Annotated in this window: 13 protein-coding genes; 9 read left to right on the forward strand and 4 right to left on the reverse strand. The window is 74.5% G+C overall.

Going from position 1 to position 19885, the window contains the following annotated elements; translation table 11 throughout:
* Positions 1 to 31: 31 nt before the first annotated feature.
* Positions 32 to 1651: an MFS transporter gene (locus tag ACZ6EM_RS21005; RefSeq protein ID WP_401055189.1), complete on the reverse strand. Its 1620-nt coding sequence runs from the start codon at positions 1649 to 1651 to the stop codon at positions 32 to 34.
* A 379-nt stretch (positions 1652 to 2030) separates the two neighbouring features.
* On the opposite strand from ACZ6EM_RS21005, the gene ACZ6EM_RS21010 reads away from it, so the two are divergent.
* A complete protein-coding gene (locus ACZ6EM_RS21010) occupies positions 2031 to 2861 on the forward strand; it encodes a YhjD/YihY/BrkB family envelope integrity protein (protein ID WP_465772974.1) in 831 nt (276 codons plus the stop codon).
* Between the two features lie 147 nt (positions 2862 to 3008).
* The gene (locus ACZ6EM_RS21015; protein ID WP_465772975.1) at positions 3009 to 5732 is read left to right on the forward strand and encodes a winged helix-turn-helix domain-containing protein; all 2724 of its coding nucleotides are present in this window, start codon (positions 3009 to 3011) and stop codon (positions 5730 to 5732) included.
* 33 nt (positions 5733 to 5765) lie between these two features.
* Here the strand turns inward: ACZ6EM_RS21015 and ACZ6EM_RS21020 are convergent, their stop codons facing one another.
* Complete coding sequence (locus ACZ6EM_RS21020) at positions 5766 to 6629, reverse strand: hypothetical protein (protein ID WP_401051694.1); 864 nt, start codon at positions 6627 to 6629, stop codon at positions 5766 to 5768.
* Between the two features lie 238 nt (positions 6630 to 6867).
* Here ACZ6EM_RS21020 and ACZ6EM_RS21025 point away from each other — a divergent pair, with 238 nt between their 5' ends.
* The 3 genes from ACZ6EM_RS21025 (at position 6868) to ACZ6EM_RS21035 (ending at position 9854) form a co-directional block, all read left to right on the forward strand.
* Complete coding sequence (locus ACZ6EM_RS21025; protein WP_452178849.1) at positions 6868 to 7539, forward strand: HEAT repeat domain-containing protein; 672 nt, start codon at positions 6868 to 6870, stop codon at positions 7537 to 7539.
* Between the two features lie 3 nt (positions 7540 to 7542).
* Entirely contained in the window at positions 7543 to 8547 is a 1005-nt protein-coding gene (locus ACZ6EM_RS21030; RefSeq protein WP_401051699.1) for a HEAT repeat domain-containing protein, read from the forward strand.
* Positions 8548 to 8612: 65 nt separating this feature from the next.
* Positions 8613 to 9854 (forward strand): MFS transporter, encoded by a 1242-nt coding sequence (locus ACZ6EM_RS21035; RefSeq protein ID WP_465772976.1) that lies wholly within the window; start codon positions 8613 to 8615, stop codon positions 9852 to 9854.
* A gap of 121 nt (positions 9855 to 9975) precedes the next feature.
* Here the strand turns inward: ACZ6EM_RS21035 and ACZ6EM_RS21040 are convergent, their stop codons facing one another.
* Positions 9976 to 10791 carry a hypothetical protein gene (locus ACZ6EM_RS21040; RefSeq protein WP_465772977.1) on the reverse strand — a complete coding sequence of 272 codons (816 nt, stop codon included), beginning with the start codon at positions 10789 to 10791 and terminating at the stop codon, positions 9976 to 9978.
* Positions 10792 to 10915: 124 nt separating this feature from the next.
* On the reverse strand, positions 10916 to 11902 hold the full coding sequence (locus ACZ6EM_RS21045) for a LuxR C-terminal-related transcriptional regulator (protein ID WP_401054151.1): 987 nt from the start codon (positions 11900 to 11902) through the stop codon (positions 10916 to 10918).
* 334 nt (positions 11903 to 12236) lie between these two features.
* Between ACZ6EM_RS21045 and ACZ6EM_RS21050 the strand changes: the two genes are divergently transcribed.
* The 4 genes from ACZ6EM_RS21050 to ACZ6EM_RS21065 all read left to right on the forward strand — a co-directional run bounded on the left by ACZ6EM_RS21050 (position 12237) and on the right by ACZ6EM_RS21065 (position 19867).
* Positions 12237 to 12473 (forward strand): hypothetical protein, encoded by a 237-nt coding sequence (locus tag ACZ6EM_RS21050; protein ID WP_359898286.1) that lies wholly within the window; start codon positions 12237 to 12239, stop codon positions 12471 to 12473.
* 6 nt (positions 12474 to 12479) lie between these two features.
* The gene (locus ACZ6EM_RS21055; RefSeq protein ID WP_465772978.1) at positions 12480 to 12743 is read left to right on the forward strand and encodes a hypothetical protein; all 264 of its coding nucleotides are present in this window, start codon (positions 12480 to 12482) and stop codon (positions 12741 to 12743) included.
* Positions 12744 to 13045: 302 nt separating this feature from the next.
* Positions 13046 to 19165 carry a DNRLRE domain-containing protein gene (locus ACZ6EM_RS21060; protein WP_465772979.1) on the forward strand — a complete coding sequence of 2040 codons (6120 nt, stop codon included), beginning with the start codon at positions 13046 to 13048 and terminating at the stop codon, positions 19163 to 19165.
* Positions 19166 to 19312: 147 nt separating this feature from the next.
* On the forward strand, positions 19313 to 19867 hold the full coding sequence (locus ACZ6EM_RS21065; RefSeq protein WP_401054318.1) for a hypothetical protein: 555 nt from the start codon (positions 19313 to 19315) through the stop codon (positions 19865 to 19867).
* The last annotated feature ends 18 nt before the right edge of the window (positions 19868 to 19885 follow it).

The following is a 19885-nucleotide window of genomic DNA, read 5'->3' on the forward strand; positions in this document are numbered from 1 at the left end:
GGCGAGCCCCCGAGCGGGGACCGGTGCGGCCCTACGCCCCGGCCGTCGCCCCGCCGCCGCCCGTCCCCCCGCGCTCCGGCCCGCTCCCGCGCGGCACCCGCCGCGCGGGCAGGTGACCGGTGAAGGCGAAGGCGGCGAGCGTGATCGCGGCGGCGGCCAGCAGCGACACCTTGAGGCCGTCGAGCTGGGCCGCACTGTAGGAGTCGACGACGGCGGCCGCCTCCTGCGGCGGGACGGTGCTCTGCGCGAGCGCGGTGGCGAGCTGGTCCGCGGGCACGAAGGTGACGCCCGCCTCGATCCGGATGCCCGCCTGCTGCTTCACGGCGTCGGAGATCTCCGGGTGCCCGGCCACGGCGTTGCCGAACGCCACCGTCAGGGCGCCGATCAGGATGGCGCCGATCAGCGCGGTGCCCAGCGACGACCCGAGGTTCTGCGCGGTGTACTGCAGCCCGCCGACCTCGCTGCGGTCCTCCTCCCCGACGCTCGACTGCACCACGTTGCCCAACTGCGAGGCGAGCAGCCCCATGCCGATCCCCAGGGCGGCCATCGCCAGCGCGAACGACAGGTCGTCGAGCTCCGGTTGGACGGTGCCCACCAGCCACAGCGACGAGGCGAACAGCACCAGCAGCCCGATCCGCACCACCGTCCTCGGCGAGGCGAAGCGGGTGAGCAGCGAGCCGGACATGGAGGCGGCGAGCATCGTGATCGACACCGGCAGCAACCGCAGACCGGTCTCGAAGGCGTTCTCGCCCTGGACGACCTGGAGGTAGAGCGGGATGACGAAGAACAACCCGAGGAGGATCAGGTTCTGGCAGAAGAGCATCAGCAGGCCGGACCTCAGCGGTGGGATGCGGAACAGCGCGAACCTGACCAGCGGATGCTCCCGGCGCAGCTCCCACGACCGGAACAGCACCAGCAGCACCCCGCCGAGCGCGACGGCGAAGAGCGTCGGCGAGAATCCGAGGACGGTGAACGGCGGATTGCGCGGCTGGAGCCAGCCCCAGGTGCTGCTCTGCAGCACGGCCAGCACCACCAGCCCCAGCCCGGACACCGACAGCAGCACACCGACCAGGTCGATCCGCTCGTGGTGCTCCGGTACCGGTTGCCGCTCGATCCAGCGCAGTAGGAAGAGGATGACCACCACCAGGACGACCTCGCCGGCGAAGACCAGCCGCCACGTCAGGTAGGTGGTCAGCCATCCGCCGAGCAGCGGCCCCACGGCGATGCCCGCCCCGGACAGGCCGCCGATGACACCGTAGGCGGTCGCGCGGTCCCGTCCCCGGTAGGCGCCGGCCACCAGCGCGGCGAGTGCCGGAAGGACCAGCGCCGCACCCAGCCCCTCGATCACCGACCAGCCGAGCGCCAGCAGCCCCAGGGTGGGCGCCACCGCCGTGATCGCCGATCCCACGGCGTAGACCACCAGCCCCACCATGAACATCCGTCGGCGCCCGAACATGTCGCCGAGCTTGCCGCCGGTGATCATGAACGCCGCCATCACCAGCGTGTAGAGCGTGATCACCGCCTGGATCGCCGTGACCTCGGTGTCGAAGTCCTCGACCAGCTGGCTGATGGACACGTTCATCACCGAGGCGTCGAGCACCATCAGGAACTGCGCCATGCCCAGGACGATCAGCGCTCTCCAGCGTTTCACCGTGACTCCTCCCGCTCACCGGCCCACGCGGTCCGTACGCGCCTGCCTCGTACCCTCGCCCCCTCGTGACCGGGTCGCCCGTCGAGGACGGCCGCCGCGGCCGGTGGTCCCCCCGCGGCGCGCCGACGCGCGGCCCGGTCCCACCGGATCGGCGGGGACCGGCGGGGCAGGAGGGCGCCGGTGCCCGCGGGTTGCGCCGAACGGCGGACCGCCCGGGGTGCCGCACACCGTCCCGTCGCCCAGTCTGGGAATCCTCGGCGCTCGGCCGACGACGGGCCGCGACGGACCGGGGGCAGGCATCGACCGGAGGGAGCCCGGGGTGGCGGCACAGCGTGGTGAGCCCGGCCGCGCCGCATGGATCCGCGCCAGGACCGCCTGGTTGAGGGGGCGGACGGCCACCCTGCGCGACGTCCCGTTCCTGCGCCGGCTCGCGGCCCAGCTGCTCCACGTCCACGTCCTGGACACGGCCACCCGCCTCGCGGCCCAGACCTTCCTGACCGCCATCCCGGTGCTGTTCGTGCTGGCCGCCTTCATGCCCCAGGACGTGCGCAACAGCGTCTCCGAGTCGCTGCGCACCGTCCTGGGGCTCCAGGGCCAATCGCTCGACGAGATCAAGGGGGCGCTCCACCCCAGCGGCCAGGAGTCCACCACCGACGCCTTCGGCGGCATCGGGATCATGGTGACCCTGCTCTCGGCCACGAGCTGCAGCCGCATCCTGCAACGCCTGTGCGAGCGGAGCTGGTACCTGCCCCACCTGGCGGGGCGCCTGGCGGCCTGGCGGTGGCTCGCCTGGCTCCTGGTCTGGCTGACCGCCCTGATCCTCCAGGGCCAGGTGCGGTCCGGGTTCGGGGCGGGCACGGGCCTCGGGGTCCTGTTCTACCTGGTCACCGCCACGCTGCTGTGGTGGTGGACCCAGCACCTGCTGCTCGGCGGCCGGATCCCCTGGCTCCCGCTGCTGCCGGGGGCGGTGCTGACCGGGGCCGCGCTGACCACGCTCGCCTGGGTGTCGCGGCTCTACGTCCCCCGCTCGCTGAACCGCAGCGTGACCCAGTTCGGCCCGCTCGGCCTGGTCTTCACCCTGCTCAGCTGGCTCATCGTGGTGTTCACGGCCATCACGCTCGGCATCGGCATCGGGTACGTGGTGGCGAGCCAGGGACGACTGGCCCGGCTCCTTTCGACTCCGGAGCCGGTCCCGGCGGACGAGGACTGAGGGCCGCCGGAAGGGCACCGCAGGGGCGGACCGCCCCCACCGGTGGGCCGGGAGGCCCCTTTGCCAGGTCGGACGGCGTCGGCCAGGATGGGATCTGTCAGCGATCCGCGCTCACCATGCGCCGTACCCCACCCTGAGGTGAGCACCATGCCCCTCAGCCCAGCCGTCGACTCCCCCGCCCGTCCGGCGGACGCGCCTCGGCACCGCTCCACCCGGCCGACCCGGATACCCGGCGGCAATCCCGTGCTCGCGGCCCGCTTCGCCGTCCCCCCGATTCCGGGGACCTTCGTGCACCGGCCGCGGCTGGCCGAGCGCCTCGGCGACGGTCTCCGGACGTCCCTCCTGCTGGTGAACGCCCCGGCGGGGGCCGGGAAGACCCTGCTCGTCGCCGACTGGCTGGCCAGGACGCGGCTGAGCGGTTCCGCGGTCTGGCTCACCGTGGAACGGGAGGACAACGCGCCGGGGGTCTTCTGGGCCTACCTGCTGGAGGCCCTCCGGCACCACGGCGTCACCCTGCCGGACGACATCGGCACCCCCGCCCGGGCCGACGAGGTCGATCACACGCTGCTGGCCCGGCTGGCCGCCCACCTGAGCCGCCGCGAGGCTCCCGTGGTCCTCGTCCTCGACGAGTTCGACCACGTGTCGTCCGCCGAGGTGGCGTCCGGACTCCACTTCCTGCTCGGCCACGCGGGCCAGGGGCTGCGGCTGGTCCTGATCGGCCGCACGGAGCCGCGCCTGCCGCTCCACCGCTACCGCGCCTCCGGTTGCGCCACCGAGATCCGGGCCGCCGACCTGGCCTTCCGCCCGCGGGAGACCGCCGCGCTGATGCGGCGGCACGGCCTCGCCCTCTCCGCCGGGACCGTCCGGACGCTGACCGAGCGGACCGGCGGCTGGGCCGCCGGTCTGCGACTGTCCGCCCTGGCCGCCCAGGGCGCCGCCGACCCCGAGGCGTACCTGAAGGAGTTCGAGGCCTGCCGCAGCACGGTCGCGGACTTCCTGCTCGCCGAGGTCCTCGACACCCAGCCCGCCGAGACCCAGGACCTCCTGCTGCGCACGAGCGTCCTGGACCAGATCCACCCCGAGCTGGCCGACGCCCTGACCGGCCGGACGGACGGCGCGCGGATCCTCGCCGACCTCGCGCGCGCCGACACCTTCGTCGAACCCGTCGGCCGCTCCTGGTACCGCTGCCACCCGCTGTTCGCCGAGATCCTGCGCGTCCAGCTGGCGGCACGCAGCCCGGGGCTGGACCGGGCGCTCCACCGCAGGGCGGCCCGCTGGCTCACCGCGGCCGGACACCTGACCGACGGGCTGGTGCACGCCGCCGCGGCCGGTGACTGGGAGTTCGCCGCGACGCAGGTCGTCGACCGGCTGGCCATCGGACGGCTGTTCACCGGCCGCGACGCGGACCGGCTCGACCGCCTGTTCGCCGACATGGCGCCCGACGCCCGGGGGCCCGCCCCGGAACTGGTCCGGGCGGCCCGCGATCTCGCCCGCCACGACGTGGACCGCGGACTCGATCACCTCCGGCGCGCCGAGACGATGCTGTCCGAACGCGATGCCGAGGACGTTCCGACGGCCCTGCTCAGCGCGGCCCACCTCCGGGTGCTGGCGGGCCGACTGCTCGGCTCGGCCGACATGGCCCGGGCCGCCGCCGTCCAGGCCGCGCGGCTGGAGGAGGACGTCCCGCCGGGTCTGCTGGGCGAGCACCCGGAACTTCCCGCGCTCCGGCTGACCGACCTCGGATCCGCGCTGCTCTGGAAGGGCAGCCTCGACGCCGCCGGGGCGGCCCTGTCCGCCGCCGCCGCGGCGGCCGACGACCCCACCACGGCCTGCCCGCGCCACGAATCGCTCACCCGACTCGCCCTGATCGACGTGCTGCGGGGCAGGCCGGGGCCGGCGGAGGCCCACCTGCGGAAGGCGGGGGCCGAGGCCGAACGCTCCGGGCTGTCCCCGGAATCCCGCACGGGGGCCGGCCAGCTCGTGCTGGCCGCGCTCGCCGTCGACCGCGACGACCTGCCGACCGCGCGGGCGGCGATCGACCGGGCCGCCCGGTCGGCCGCGGCCGACCACGACCCGGCCGTCACCGCGGGAATCGCCATCGTCCGGGCGAGGACGCTGCTGGCCGAGGGCCACCCCCGCGCGGCCCTCGACCTCCTCGGCGGGCTCGCGGACGGCGGTCCCGCCACCGACCCCCCGCCGCCCTGGGTGCGGGAGGCCGTGGCCGTGGCCGTCTCGGCCGGGCACCTCGCCGAAGGGGACCCGGCCGCCGCGCTGGAGGCGCTGGAGCGCAGTGGCGCGGACGGTCCGGAACACGCCGTCGCCACCGCCCGGGCGCACCTCGCCGCCGGGGAGAACCGAGGCGCCCTGCGGATCCTGGAGGCGGTCCCGGAGCGCGACGGCCACGGGCCCGCGATCACCGTACGGGTCCTGCTGGCCCGGTCCCAGGCGGCCTTCGCGCTCGGCGACGAGGCCGCGGCCCAGCGCCTGCTCGCCCGCGCCCTCGCGGTCGCCCGGCCGGAGCGGCTGCGCCGGCCGTTCCGGGACGCCGGGCCGTGGCTGCGGCACCTGCTGCACGCCCGGCCCGAGCTGGCGGACTCCCACGGCTGGCTGCCCGCCGACCTCCTGCCCGGCCTCCCGGCCGGGGCGTCCGGGGACACCGCCGCGACCGACGCCCTGGTCGAACCGCTGAGCGACCGCGAACTGGACGTCCTGAGACTGGCGGCGCAGATGCTGTCCACGGAGGAGATCGCCGCCGGGCTGTTCCTCTCGGTGAACACCGTCAAGACGCACCTCAAGAGCATCAACCGGAAGCTCTCCGTCACCGGGCGCAACCGGGCCGTGCGGCGGGCGCGCGCACTGGACCTGCTCTGACCTCGCGCCGCCCCCGCGGCGGCCGGCCCGCGCCTACCCCGCCCGGGTGCGCCGGTGCCTCCGGGCACGGAACCAGCGCCAGCCGACGGCCACCGCACTCAGCCCGAGCAGCACGAGGAACATCGCGAGCCACGCGTGGCCGGCGACCCGGGCCCCGGTGAGCAGCACGAACAGCACCCCGCCCGCGGTCGCCAGGCACGCCACCACGGTCCGCAGCGCCACCAGGAGCATGCCCGGACGCAGGATCGACGAGGTCCTCCTCGCCTGGGCCGCCGCGGACGCCGTCAGCCCGAACCGGAGGAGGGCCCGGTCGGCGAGCTCGCCGGTGGCGCGGCAGTACATCTGTCCGCAGGCGGGCACCCACACGAACGGCACCACGGTCCCGACGAGGAGCAGCACGCCCAGGCCGGCCCAGCCGAGCCACTTGCGCACGGCCGAACGCGCCGGGTCCTCGGGGGTCAACAGGCCGATCAGATAGGCCTGGCGGCGGACGACGGACGGCCAGGAGGCCTCGTCCCGCCCCCCGGTTCCGGCCCGCGCCGCCTTCCGCAGGGCCTCCTGCGCCTGCTCCACCGTCGGATGGACCCCCTGCACCACCAGGATCTGTGCCGCCGCGTCGTCGCCGCAGGGGTCGTGGCCGGCCAGGGCCGCGAGCTCCAGCACCATGCGCAGCTGGGCGAGCAGCGCGGCGACGAACGCGACCGGGAGCAGGAGCAGGAACGGGCCCCCGAGGAAGGAACCCTCCACCACGGTCCGGCGCACACCCCGGTCGATGATCTGCTCGGTGGGATCCTGCCGGGCCGTCCCCGCCTGCCCGGGTCCGCGCAGCGCCGCGGCCGTCTCGGCCGCCTGGGGGCCCAGGTAGTCGACCACGAAGGCCGCCAGCCGCTCGGGCATGTGGGAGGGATCCGCCCGGAGCGTCCTCAGCAGTCGTCCCACCACGCCGGGCCGTCGTCGCCGCGCACTCTCCGATCCGCCCATCAGCCGCAGAATAACCCCGCCGGTCGGCAGCCGCCCCGGGGCCGGATCACCCGGCCCGGGTGATCGGGGACGAACCCGCGGCGCGTCCCGCCTCCCGGCCGTTTGACCTTGACACGGTGACAAGGCTTTCACTGCTGCCGAGGAGGTGGTCCTGATGGTCGGGGCGGAAGAGGACACGAACACCCTGCGGGCCCTGCGGGGTCTGGCGCACGACGACTCGTCGGTCCGGCTGCGGGCGGCGATGGCCGTCGGCAGCGACCCGCACCCGCGGTTCGTCGGCGGGCTGGTCGAACGGTGCGCGGTCGAGCCCGAGTTCACCGTGCGCGAGATGCTCACCTGGGCGCTCACCCGGCACGAGGCCGCGGTGACGGTCCCGCTGCTGCTCGACGAGGTGCGCGCGGACGGTGCCCAGGCACGGAGCCAGGCCCTGCACACCCTCTCCAAGATCGGGGACCGGCGGGCCTGGCCGGCGATCACGCCGGCGCTGCTGGCCGACGCCGACGAGGAGGTGGCCCGCAGTGCCTGGCGGGCCGCGGTCGTGCTCGTGCCCGACGGTGGGGAGCGCGAGTTGGCCGTAGTCTTGGCCGCTCAGCTCGGACGCGGCGGACGCGGGACGCGGTTGAGCCTCAGCCGGGCGCTGATCGCGCTCGGGGAGGCGATGCTGCCGGCACTGGACGCCGCGACGGCGGACCCCGACCCCCGGGTGCGCGCCCACGCGCTCGCCACGGAGCGGCTGTGGCGCGACCCGGACGCCGGATTCGAGGTCGCGATCGAGGAGGCGAAGCGCACGGCGGTCCTCGGCGAGGGCCGCCGGGAGGGACGGTAGGCAGTGTTGATCGGCGACGTGGCACGGCGCTCCGGGGTCAGCGCCCGCATGCTCAGACACTACGAGTCGCTCGGACTGGTGCGGCCGACGGGCCGTACCGGCTCCGGCTACCGCCGGTACGCCGACGAGGACATCCGGCGGATCTTCCACATCGAGAGCCTGCGGTCGCTGGGCCTGTCGCTGCGCGACGTCGGGCGGGCCCTCGACGACCCCGGTTTCGCGCCCGCCGAACTCGTCGCCGACCTCATCCGCCGCACACGCGAACGCATCGCGGCGGAGACCGAGTTGCTCACCCGGCTGCGACGGATCGACGCCGCGGGACCGGCCGGCTGGGAGGAGGTGCTCCAGGTCGTCGCGCTGCTCCAGGCCCTGGAGTCGAAGAGCCCGGGGGCGCGGCAGCGCGCCGCGCTGTCCGCGGGCGAGGACGTCGCGGTGCCGGTGGAGGCGCTGGTCGAGGCCGTGCTGGGCGAGTCGGACCCGAACGTCGCCGGGGCCCTCCGCTGGGCGCTGGCACAGGCCGGCGGCGCCGGGGCGGCCCTGCTCGCGCAGGGCCTGCGCTCGCCCGCGGCCGAGGTGCGCGAACGTGCCGTACGGTCCCTCGCCGAACTGCCGGACGGCACCGCGACCGCACTGCTGCGGGACGCCCTCGGCGGCCCCGACGCCGTGGTCCGCAGGTACGCGGCGCTGGCGCTCGGCGCCCGTGGCGTCGCCGACGCGGTCCCGACGCTCATCGACATGATCGTCGAGGCGGCGAACGACGCCGACGCGGCCGACACCCTGGGCGCGCTGGCGAACGACCCCGCGCTGGCGGACCGGATCGCCACCGGGCTGGTCGACCGGCTCGCCCTCGACGGCGTCGGACCGGACGCCCGCCGGAGGCTGGCCCAGGCGCTCGCGGACGTCCCGGGGAGCACGACGTCGCGCGCCCTCGCGGAGCTGACGCGGGACGAGGACCGTGCGGTCGCGCTGACCGCGACGTACATTCTCAAGCTGCGCGACACGCGGTAGTCGCGACCGCGATCGGGGGATCCGATCGGGGCAGGGGTGACCGGGGGTTCGAGGGTGGGGGTGGCGTGACAGGGGCCGGGCGGTTCCGTCGGCAGCGGCGGCTGTTCCTCTCGGTGGCGATCGACACGTTCGGCTCCGGCGTCTTCCTGCCGCTGTCGCTGCTGTTCTTCGTCACCGTCCAGCACTTCCCGGCGGCCGCCGCGGGCACCGCCGTGACGGTCGGGTCGATCGCGTCCTTCGCCGTCGTGCCGCTCTGCGGACGGCTCGTCCAGGCGGCGGGGCCCAAGTCCTGTCTGCTCGTCAGCAACGTCCTGACCGCGCTCGGGTACGGCCTGTTCCTCGCGGCCGGGAACCTGCCCGCCGTGGCCGCCGTGAGCTTCCTCGTGACGGCCGCCGACCGCCTCTACGGGGCCGCCTGGCCCACGCTGGTGGCGCGGTTCGCGAAACCGGCGGAGCTCACCGAGTGGTTCTCCGCGGTCACCGTGCTCAAGACCACCTCGCTGGGGGTCGGCACGCTGGGGGCGACCGCCCTGATGGCGCTCGCCGGCGGACACGGCCTGCGGGTCGCGCTCGCCCTGAACAGCGCGAGCTCCCTGCTCGCGGCCGTCCTCCTGCTCGGGGTCACCGTGCCGGCCGCCGAGCGGCCCGCGCGCAGGGCAGCCAGGTCGAACACCCGGGCGGCGCTCCGCGACCGGCCCTTCATGTCCCTGGTCGCGTCCCAGACGCTGCTGTCGGCGGCCTGGCTGATCCCGACGGTCGCCTTCCCCGTCTACCTGGTGGAGAGCCTCCACCAGGCCGCCTGGTGGCCGACCGTCGTGGTCGCCGTCCGCTACGCCACCGCCACCGCCCTGCAGATGCGGATCAGCCGCCGGCTCTCCGGCTGGAGCCGCTCGCGGGTCCTGCGCCTGTCGATCGGCGCGGTGGCCGTCGCCATCGCCCTGACCGCGGCCGTCTCCACCGCCCCGCACGCCCTCCAGGGCCCGCTCGCCGTCCTGGTGGCGGCGGTCCTGGCCCTGGCCGAACTGGCCTCGAAGCCCACCGCGGCCGCGGCGGCGGTCGCCATGGCCCCCAAGGGCGACGAAGGCCCGTACATGTCCCTGTTCCAGCTGACCTGGACGGTGTCCTACGCGGTCGGACCGGCCGTCATCGGCCTGGGCCTGCAGAACCCCCCGCTGCTCTGGACCGCACTGGCCCTCTGCGTGGCCGCCGCCGCCCTGGCCCACCGCCTCCGCACCCCACTGCGCCGCCCCGCGGTGCAACTCCCGCACGCCGCACGCGATCTACGGGAGGAGGCCGAAGTCCCGTAGAGCGGCGCCACCCCTTCAACCATCCTGCCGCAGCGATCGGTCGGTGTCTCCGCACGCCGACTCCCCTGCACCGCCCGGGGGATCCGCACCAGCAGGCCGACCCTCCGGGGCCCGGCAGGTGTCAGCGCCGTACCGGCAGCTCGTCGACGAGCCCGTAGGCGCGCAGCTGGTACGGGAGCGCGGCCGGGCGGCGCCACTGGAGATCGAGACCGCAGGCGCCGAGGACGGCGCCGAAGGCGTGCCGCATCGCGTCCTGGACGGCGGTGCGGGCCCGGGCGGCGCGCTCCGCGGCGGGGGTGTCGCCGTCGGCGGCGGCGGACAGCTGGCGGGAGGGGTTCCAGTGGAGGTCGGCGACGCCGGTGGTGTCGTCCCCGTCCTCGACGGCCGGGCACGGCGTGAGGGTGATGCCGGGCGCGTGGAGGTGGTCGGCGACCGGCAGGCCGGCGAGCCCGGCGGTGCGGCGCACCGCGGCGACGACGTCCGCGCCGATGCCGAGGTCCTGCGGGCGGGAGCCGGCCGGGGCCGGGGCGGCGGCGTCCTGGCCGGTGGCCGGAGCGGGTCCGTCGGCCCGGCCGACCCTGGTCTCCCCGCCGAGCCGGCCGGCCACGACCTCGATGCCGAAGGCCGGCAGGAACTCGGCGAGCGCGTTCCGCATGGTGCTGCCGACGACCCGTCGGGCGGCGAACGCCGGCTGCTGGGGCTGTTCCATGGCCGCGGCGGCCGCCAGCCGGAGGCCGGGCTCCCAGTGCAGGGCGATCAGTCCGGCGCAGTCGTCGGAGTCGTCGTGCGGCCGGGCCGGGCGCAGGTGGACGCCGGGCCCGTGTCCGCCGTACCCGACGGGCAGGCCGGCCAGCAGGAGCGCCTCGGTGACGCGGTCGACGAGCACCGGGTCGGTCCGGTGCCCGCCCGGGGACGTGCGTTCCGCAGCCGTGTCCACGCCGTCCTCCTCCGGGCCCCGGGCGGCGGCCGACCGCCGGCGCCCCGAGCGTACGGCGTACCCGGACGGCCCGTCGGCGAATCCCGGAACCGGTCCGCGGCGGCCCCGCCCGGCCGGGAGGCGGCTACAACCAGCCGCGCCGGGCGGTCTTCAGCCCGGCCTCGAAGCGGCTCGCCGCGTCGAGGCGCTCCATCAGGGCGGCCATCTGCCGCCGGACGGTCCGCACCGAGACGCCGAGCCGCTTGGCCGCCGCGTCGTCCGTGAGCCCGGTGGACAGCAGCCGCAGCAGCTCGCGCTCCCCGGCGGTCAGGCTCAGCGGGGCCACCCCGTCCCGGTCGTCGGCGATCGGGACGGCGGTCTCCCAGGTCTGTTCGAACAGGGCGACCAGGGACGCGACGATCCCCGGCTCGCTGGTGCACAGCGCGCCGGCCCGGGTGTTCTCCGGGTCGATCGGCACCACGGCCGTGCTCCGGTCGAAGACCAGCATCCGCGGCGGCAGCACCGGCGCGGTCCGCACCTCGCCGCCGAGGCCGGCCATCCAGCGGACGTAGTCGAGGGTCTCCGGGGCGTCGTGGATGCTGTCCTGGTAGATGGTGCGCAGGCTGACCCCGCGCCGCAGGGCGTCCTCGTCCAGCGGCCGGGACGCGGCCAGGCTGGCCGCGGACTGGGCGCCGCCGGGCATCACCGCCAGGACCTCGCTGGTCAGCCGGGAGGTCAGCACCTCCAGCTTGTCCTGGATGGCGTCCAGGCCGAGCAGCCGCTCGCGGTCGCCCACCGGGTTGTCGGCCCGTACCTTCGCGTACTCCCCCAGGGCGCGCGCGACGGCGGCCTTGGAGGCGGCGACCTCCTGCTGCCGGCGCGCGAGTTCCTCCTCCTGACGGCGCAGCAGGATCTCCAGTCCGCGCTCCGGGCTGACCGGCCGCAGGGTGCCGGGCCGTTCGCGGGAGGCGCGCAGCAGGGTGAGGTCGGCGAGCCGGTCGAGGGCCGCGCGCACGGCGGCCTCGGGGAGGCCGAGCCGCTCGCAGAGTTCCGCGACCCCGCCCTCGGGGTCGGCGAGCATTTCCCGGTAGACGGCTTCCGCAGTGGCATCCAGCCCCAGCAGTTCCAGCACTTCTCGACCCCTGATCCCCGTGGACGGTTCCGTATGCCCGGTCGGCCCGGGGCTGATCATTCCTTCGGCCGGAACGCCCTCGCAAGGGCATGATCCGGTCAACGCCCCACCCGGGCCGTCGACGCCCTCGGCGGGGCCCGCACAAAGGCGGAATTCGGGCCGCTGCCCGGTGCGGTGTTGCAGCATGCTGCCTGTCCTGATCCTGCCCGCGGATTCGCTTCCCGTGACGGGCCGGGGAACGGGAGGATTCCCGGTGCGCGCACTCCCCGTCTTTCCGGACACCCAGAACTGCGGTCTCCCTCAGCGCAGTTCCCGCACAGAACAGGACTCTCCCGTGTCCGTCCGTCCAGTTGCCGCCGTCCTCCTGACCCTCGCCCTCGCCGGCTCCGTCGCGCCGGCCTTCGCCGCCGGTTCGACCGCCCCCGACGCCGCCCCGTCCGCCGCCCAGGGCCCGGGCGGGGGGATCGGCTGGGACGGCCCCGCCGCTCTCTCGATCGGCTGGGACACCCCCTCCACCCGGTCGATCGGCTGGGACGGCCCGTCGGCCGACGCCGCCGTCGGGCAAGTCTGACCTGCCGTGTTCGCGGTCCATCTGACGCTGCCGACCGATGCCGCCGCCTCCTCGGGGGAGGCGGCGGCCGCGGAGGTCCAGGTCGGGCTGTGGGCGTGCGCCGGCCCGGACGACGGTCTGGAGCACGTGCGCGCCCGCGCCGTCCCCGACGGCATCGGCCTGGTGCTCTACGTCCGCGCCCCCGACGAGACGGCGGCTCTGGCTCGGGCGCAGAGCCTGCTGGACCGGGCGCTGGCGCTCACCGGCCGGACCCCGTCCGGCCTCCAGTAGTCCCGCCGACCGACGGGGTCCGCGTCGGCCACCCGTCGTCCCGCCCGAACGGTTTCCGCTGTTCCGGACGGGTTTCCACCGATCCCATCCGGCCCGGAAGTTGGCCGGTTCATTGCTACCGCTTTACCCCGGCATGGCCGATGGGCTGTCGGCGGCCCGGCCGTGCCCCCCGTTCCTCCACCCCCCTCCCCTCCCGCAGAGAACAATCGAGGAGTTCCATGTCACGCCCCCCGGGCGGATCATCACGGCACCGGTCCGAAGCCGGCTCGCCGCCCCCCTCCACGCAGCGCCGTCGCAACGGCGTGCTGCGCAACACCGCCGTCGCGCTGGCCGTGGTGCTCTCCGTCGAGGCCGCCGCCGTCATCATGACGACCGGTCAGGCCGTGGCCGTCACCACGGAGCAGGCCCCGAAGCCCGCCAAGGCCCTGGGCCCGGCCGAGGCCAAGGACATCGCCACCGCCCACCTCAAGGCCCGGCTGGAGAACCGCCGGATCGAGGTCGTGGACGAGCGCACCGAGTCGACCACCACCTGGATCAACCCGGACGGCACCACGACCCTGGACCTCGCGTCCGGGCCGGTCCGCTACAAGGACAGGTCCGGCAGGCTCCAGCCGATCGACACCGACCTCGCCCGGCAGCCGGACGGCAGCGTCAAGGCCAAGGGCCACCCGCTCGACCTCTCGCTGGCCGGCGCCACCCCGCCCGCCGCCGCGTCGGCGTTCAAGGCGGCCGGCGCCCCGGCCGGGGACCCGAAGGCCCCGACCACCCCGCTGGTCTCGCTGGACAACGGCAACGGCACCGCCATGTCGCTGTCCTGGCGCGGCGCCCTGCCCGAACCCTCGGTGGACGGCGCCAGGGCCCGGTACGCGAACGCGCTCACCGCCACCGACCTGGTCGTCGAGTCCACCCGGACCGGCTTCGAGCAGTTCCTGGAGCTCAAGGACCGCTCGGCGGTGGCCGCCAACGGCAGCGTGACGCTCACCCTGGACGCGGCCGGCCTGCGGGCCCGGCAGAACCCGGACGACTCGGTGTCGTTCCTCGACCCGAAGACCGGCGAGGAGAAGGGCCAACTGCCCGCCCCGGTGATGTGGGACGCGCAGGTCGACGAGCGCAGCGGCGACCACACCCGCACCGCGCCGGTCGCGCTGAAGGTCACCCAGAACGGGAACGCGATCGACCTGACACTGACCCCGGACGCCGCCTTCCTGACCGACCCGAAGACCACGTACCCGGTCACCATCGACCCCGCGGTCAACATCGGCGTCGGCTTCGACACCTTCGTGCAGCAGGGCTACGCCACCGACGTCTCCTCGCAGACCGAGCTGAAGCTGGGCAACAACGGCTCCGGCCAGGTCGCGCGGTCGTTCCTGCAGTTCCCGATGGCGAAGATCAGCGGGAAGCAGATCACCGGCGGCAAGCTCAACCTGTGGAACTTCCACAGCTGGTCCTGCACCGCGAAGAGCTGGGAGGTCTGGGACACCGGCACGGCCACCACGGCCACCCGCTGGACCGCCCAGCCCGGCTGGAACAAGAAGTGGGCGACCTCCACCGCGACCAAGGGCTACTCCAGCTCCTGCAACGACGGCTGGGTGAACCAGGACATCACCTCGCTGGTCAAGGCCTGGGCCGCCAACGGGAACACCAACAACACCCTGGGCATCCGGGCCACCGACGAGAGCGACCCGTACGGCTGGAAGAAGTTCAACTCCGGCAACGCGACGTCCAACACGCCGTACCTGTCGGTGACCTACAACACCCCGCCGGCCGTCTCCACCCTGATCTCCCCGGCCGACGCCGCGCTCACCGGCGACTCCACGCCGACGCTGTCCGCCAAGGCGACCGACCCCGACGGCGGCAACATAGCCCTCGACTTCGAGCTCTGGGCGTCCAACGGCACGGCCGCGCTGCAGTCCGGCCGCACCGCCATGGCGGCCTCGGGCTCCACGTTCACCTGGACCCCGGGCACCGCGCTGCCGGCCGGCGCCTACAAGTGGCGCTCCCGCTCCTGGGACGGCACCGCCAACAGCGCCTGGTCCGCCTTCCGCACCCTCACCGTGGACACCACCGCGCCCGGCGCGACCACCGTCTCCTCCGGCGACTTCCCGGCCGGCCAGTGGGCGGGCACCCCGGACGCCAACGGCGACTACAGCGGCACCTTCACCTTCACCCCGCCGAGCAGCGACGTGAAGGACGTCCAGTACAAGCTGGACGGCGGGGCCTGGGTCACCGCGGCCACCACCGGCACGCCGGTCAACGCCAAGCTCACCTTCAAGGCGGGCGCCCACACCGTCACCGCGCACAGCCGGGACGCCGCGGGCAACGTCTCCGCCGACAGGACCTACGCCTTCTACGCCGGCAAGGGCTCCGCCCTGGTCGCGCCCGGCGCGGGCGAGCGCCCGGCCCGCCGCACCTCGCTGCAGGCCGAGGGCAACAGCACCTACACCGGGGTGCGCTACCAGTACCGCCGCGGCGAGACGGACGCCTGGAAGGACGTTCCGGTCGCCAACGTCACCACCACCGCCGGCCAGCCGGTGACCGCCTGGCCGCATCCCGCCCCCGGCGGCAAGGCGGCCGCGCTGACCTGGAACATCACCGACACCCTGGCCGAGAACGGCCCGGTCGACGTCCGCGCGGTGTTCACCGACGGCACCGCCACCGACGCCACCGAGCCGAACACCGTCACGGTGGACCGCAACGCGGGCACCGCGCCGGAGACCAAGGTCGGCCCGGGATCGGTGAACACCCTCACCGGTGACCTCACCCTGTCCGAGACCGACGCCGAGGCCTTCGGCCTGCACGCCGAGCGCTCCTTCTCCTCCCGCCGGCCCGCCAACGGCTCGGCCCAGGAGGGCCAGGCGGCGATCTTCGGCCCGCAGTGGAGCTCCGGCACCACCGCCGAGATCACCGACGCCGACTACTCCTACGTCCGCAAGACCTCGGCGACCTCCCTCTCGGTGGTCTCCGCGGACGGCTCCGAGGTCGGCTTCACCGCCACCGGCGCCGGCGGCTGGAAGCCCGAGCCAGGGGCCGAGAACCTCACCCTGACCGGCGCGTTCACCACTGCCTTCACCCTGAAGGACACCGAGGGCATCACGGTCACCTTCGCCAAGGTCGACCCGGCCGCCACCACCTGGCAGGCCTCCGGCTCCTCGCTGCCCAGCGACAACTCCACCACCTCGGTGGTCTCGGAGAAGGTCGTCTCCGGCGGAAAGACCCTGGCCCGCCCGAAGTACGTCGTCGCGCCCTCCTCGGCGACCGCCTCCGCCAACTGCGCCGCCGTGCCGTCCACGGCCGGCTGCCGGGTGCTGGAGTACGTCTACGCCGACACCACCACCGCCACCGCGTCCGCCCCGGGCGACACGGCCGGCCAGGTGAAGCAGATCCGCCTGTGGTCCACCGACCCCGGCGCCGCCACCGCCACCCCCGTCGTCGTCTCGCAGTACGCGTACGACGACCAGGGCCGGCTGCGCGAGGTGTGGGACCCGCGGACCGGCCCGGCGCTGAAGACCGCGTACGGCTACGACGCGGCCGGCCGGGTCACCACCGTGACCGACCCCGGCGAGCTGCCGTGGACCCTGGAGTACGGCAAGGCCGGCAACGCCGCCACCGCCGGCGACGGCATGCTGCTCGCCGCCTCCCGTCCCACCCTCAAGCAGGGCAGCAAGGACGTCACCGACGGCACCGCCACCACCTCGGTGGTCTACGACGTCCCGCTGAGCGGCGCCAACGCGCCGTACCCGCTGGCGCCGTCCGACGTCGCCGCCTGGGGCCAGACCGACGCCCCGACCGACGCCACCGCCGTGCTGCCGCCCGACGCCGTCCCGGCCACCCACGACGGCAAGGCACTCGGCACCGCCGGCTACAACCGCGCCTCGGTGACGTACACCAACGCCTCCGGCCGCGAGGTCAACACCGCCACCCCCGGCGGCGGCATCACCACCACCGAGTACAACGCCTACGGCAGCCCGGTGCGGACCCTCTCCGCGGAGAACCGCATCCTCGCCCTGGCCACCACCGGCAACGACCTCAACAAGCTGCGCGCCCTCGGCATCGCCGGCCGCTCGACGGCCGACCGCGCCCAGGTGCTCTCCTCCACCTCGCTCCACTCGGCCGACGGCAAGCGCCTGCTGGAGCAGTACGACCCGCTGCAGCTGGTCACCCTGGAGCACGACGTGGCCGCCTCCGGCACCTCCCCGGCGCTCGCCGCCGGCGCCGAGGTCGCGGCCCGCGCCCACACCGTCAGCGGCTACGACGAGGGCCGCCCGGCGGGCGCCGCGGTCAGCGACATGGCCACCTCGGTGACGGTCGGCGCCCGGATCGACGGCTACGCCGCCGACGCCGACACCCGCACCACCGCCACCGGCTACGACTGGGCCCAGGGCCTGCCCGTCACGTCCGTCCAGGACCCGGCCGGCCTGAAGATCACCACCGCCACCGGCTACGACGCCAGCGGTCGGGTGACCTCGCAGAGCCGCCCGAACTCCACCGGCTCCGACGCGGCCACCACCGTCACCACCTACTGGACCGGCACCGGGACCGGCGCCTGCGCCGGCCACCCCGAGTGGGCCGACCTGGTCTGCTCGATCGCCCCGGCCGCCCAGATCGCCGGCGGCGGCGGCAACCCGCCGCAGCTGCCGACGAAGACCTTCCAGTACGACCGCTGGGGCAACGTCACGGTCCAGACCGAGACCGCCAACGGCGTCACCCGCACCACCACCCGCAGCTACGACGCGGCCGGCCGCCCGGTGAAGATCTCGGTCAGCGGCGGCACCGGCACCGCGGTCGCCGACACCGTGCTCGGCTACGACCCCGCCAACGGCGAGCTGGCCTCCCTCAACAACGGCAAGGCCACCATCACCCAGGGCTACGACAGGCTCGGCCGCCAGGTCTCCTACGACGACGGCGCCGGCAACGTCACCACCACCGAGTACGACCGGCTCGACCGCCCGGTGAAGAAGTCCGACTCGGTGCCGTCCACCGTGACCTACGGCTACGACACCGCCAAGGACCCGCGCGGCCTGCCCACCTCGCTCACCGACTCGGTGGCCGGTACCTTCACCGCCGGCTACGACGTCGAGGGCCGGCTGGTCTCGCAGACCCTGCCCGGCGGCAACACCCTGACCAGCAGCTACGACAGCCGGGGCATCCAGACCGGCAAGACCTACACCAACCAGGCGGGCACCGTCCTGCTGGCCGACACCGCCGACTACACCGTCCACGGACAGCAGGCCGGCCGCACCCAGAGCGACGGCAACAGCACCACCAGCGGCTACACCTACGACGCCACCGGCCGCCTCACCAAGGCCGCCGACAGCACCGGCCTGGCCTGCTCCACCCGGACCTACGCGTTCGACAGGAGCAGCAACCGGACCAACCGCACCAGCGTCACCGACGACTGCGACCCGGCCACCGCCGACGCCGTCACCCAGGCCGAGAACCACGGCTACGACACCGCCGACCGCCTCACCGACACCGGCTACGTGTACGACGCCTTCGGCCGCACCACCGCCCTGCCGAAGGGCACCCAGGTCGGCTACTACACCAACGACCTGGTCCGCACCGAGACCCTCGGCGACACCCGCAGGACCTGGGACCTGGACGCCTCCGGCCGCCTCGCGGTCGGCACCACGGAGACCAAGGGCACCGACGGCACCTGGACCGTCACCGAGCAGGAGACCAAGCACTTCGACGGCGGCAACGACAGCGCCTCCTGGTCCAAGGACGCGGCCGGCAAGCTGACCCGCGACGTCCTGGACCTGACCGGCCAGCTCACGGCCGCCACCGGCACCGACGGCGGCGCGATCCTGCTGCTGACCAACCTGCACGGCGACGTGTCCGTCCAGATGTCCCCGGACGGCCTGGAGGACCTCGCGGTCTACCACTACGACGAGTACGGCAACACCGTCGACTCCACCGGCTCGACCGCGTACGGCTGGCTCGGCGGGGCGCAGCGCGAGGCCGACGGCCTCTCCGGCCTCACCCTGATGGGCGTGCGCCTGTACGACTCGACCACCGGCCGCTTCCTGCAGACCGACCCGGTCCTGGAGGGCTCGCCGAACGCCTACGGCTACCCGGTCGACCCGATCACCATGGACGACCTGACCGGTCTGAACTGGAAGAAGAAGTGGACGGCCTACTTCAGCCGGGCCGAGGGCAACACGATCGGTGCCCTGCTGTACGTCTCCGGCAAGATCGCCCAGGGCATCTCGAAGATCCTGCGCAGGCTCCCGCACATCGTCGCCCGGGCCGCCGGCTACGTCCTGTGGGCGCTGTCCTACCTGATGAAGAAGATCGGCAAGCAGTTCATCAAGGCGGCCAACAAGCGCGGCAGCCACGGTGTGATCTTCACCTTCGGGATCTGGCGCTCCAGCCACTGGTGGGTGCCGGACCGTCCGATCTACCGCGTGAACCCGCGGTACTGAGCCGGGAGGAGGCCTCTCCGACGACCAACTGATGCAGGACAGGTAAGGCCGGGCCCGGGGGTGATCCCCCGGGCCCGGCCGCTTGTGCACATCGATGATCATCCCGGCGTAGGCTCTCGGCTGATCACAGGGGCAGAGAGGGAGACCATGGGCCAGAAGATCATCCGGTTCTCGGACCTGACCGGCCGGCACGCGGAGAACGACCGGGACCTGGTGCGGGTGGTGGTGCTCCAGCACCCCGACCTGACGGACGGTCCGGTCGAGATCGACGCGCTCGCCGGGGAGTTGGGCGAGGTGCGGGAGCTGACGCTCGACCTGGTCACGATCGAGCTGCACCACCCGGACCGGGCGGAGCCGCAGACGGTGGTGATGGAGGCCGAGACCTTCAACCGGCTGGCCTCGGCCGCGCCGATGGCCGAGGTGCTGCGCGGCGCCAGGCCGGCCGCCCGGGCCGCCGCCTCCGCGACGGCCCTCGCCGGCAGCCGGGAGCGGGTCAACTACGCCAGCCTGGAACACGCCGGGCGGCCGCACAAGGGCCGCACCACCGACGCGGAGAAGCAGGTCGTCCAGCAGCACCTGGACGAGATCAACGAGCGGCTCGCCGCCGAGGGCGTCCGCACCATCGACCCGGACAACGCCGAGCACGTGACCCGCTACGGCCTGGACACCCTGGCCCGGGAGACCGGCGTGATGTTCGGCTGACCGGCCCGGCCGGCCGGG

The organism is Kitasatospora sp. NPDC041917 (assembly GCF_055589745.1).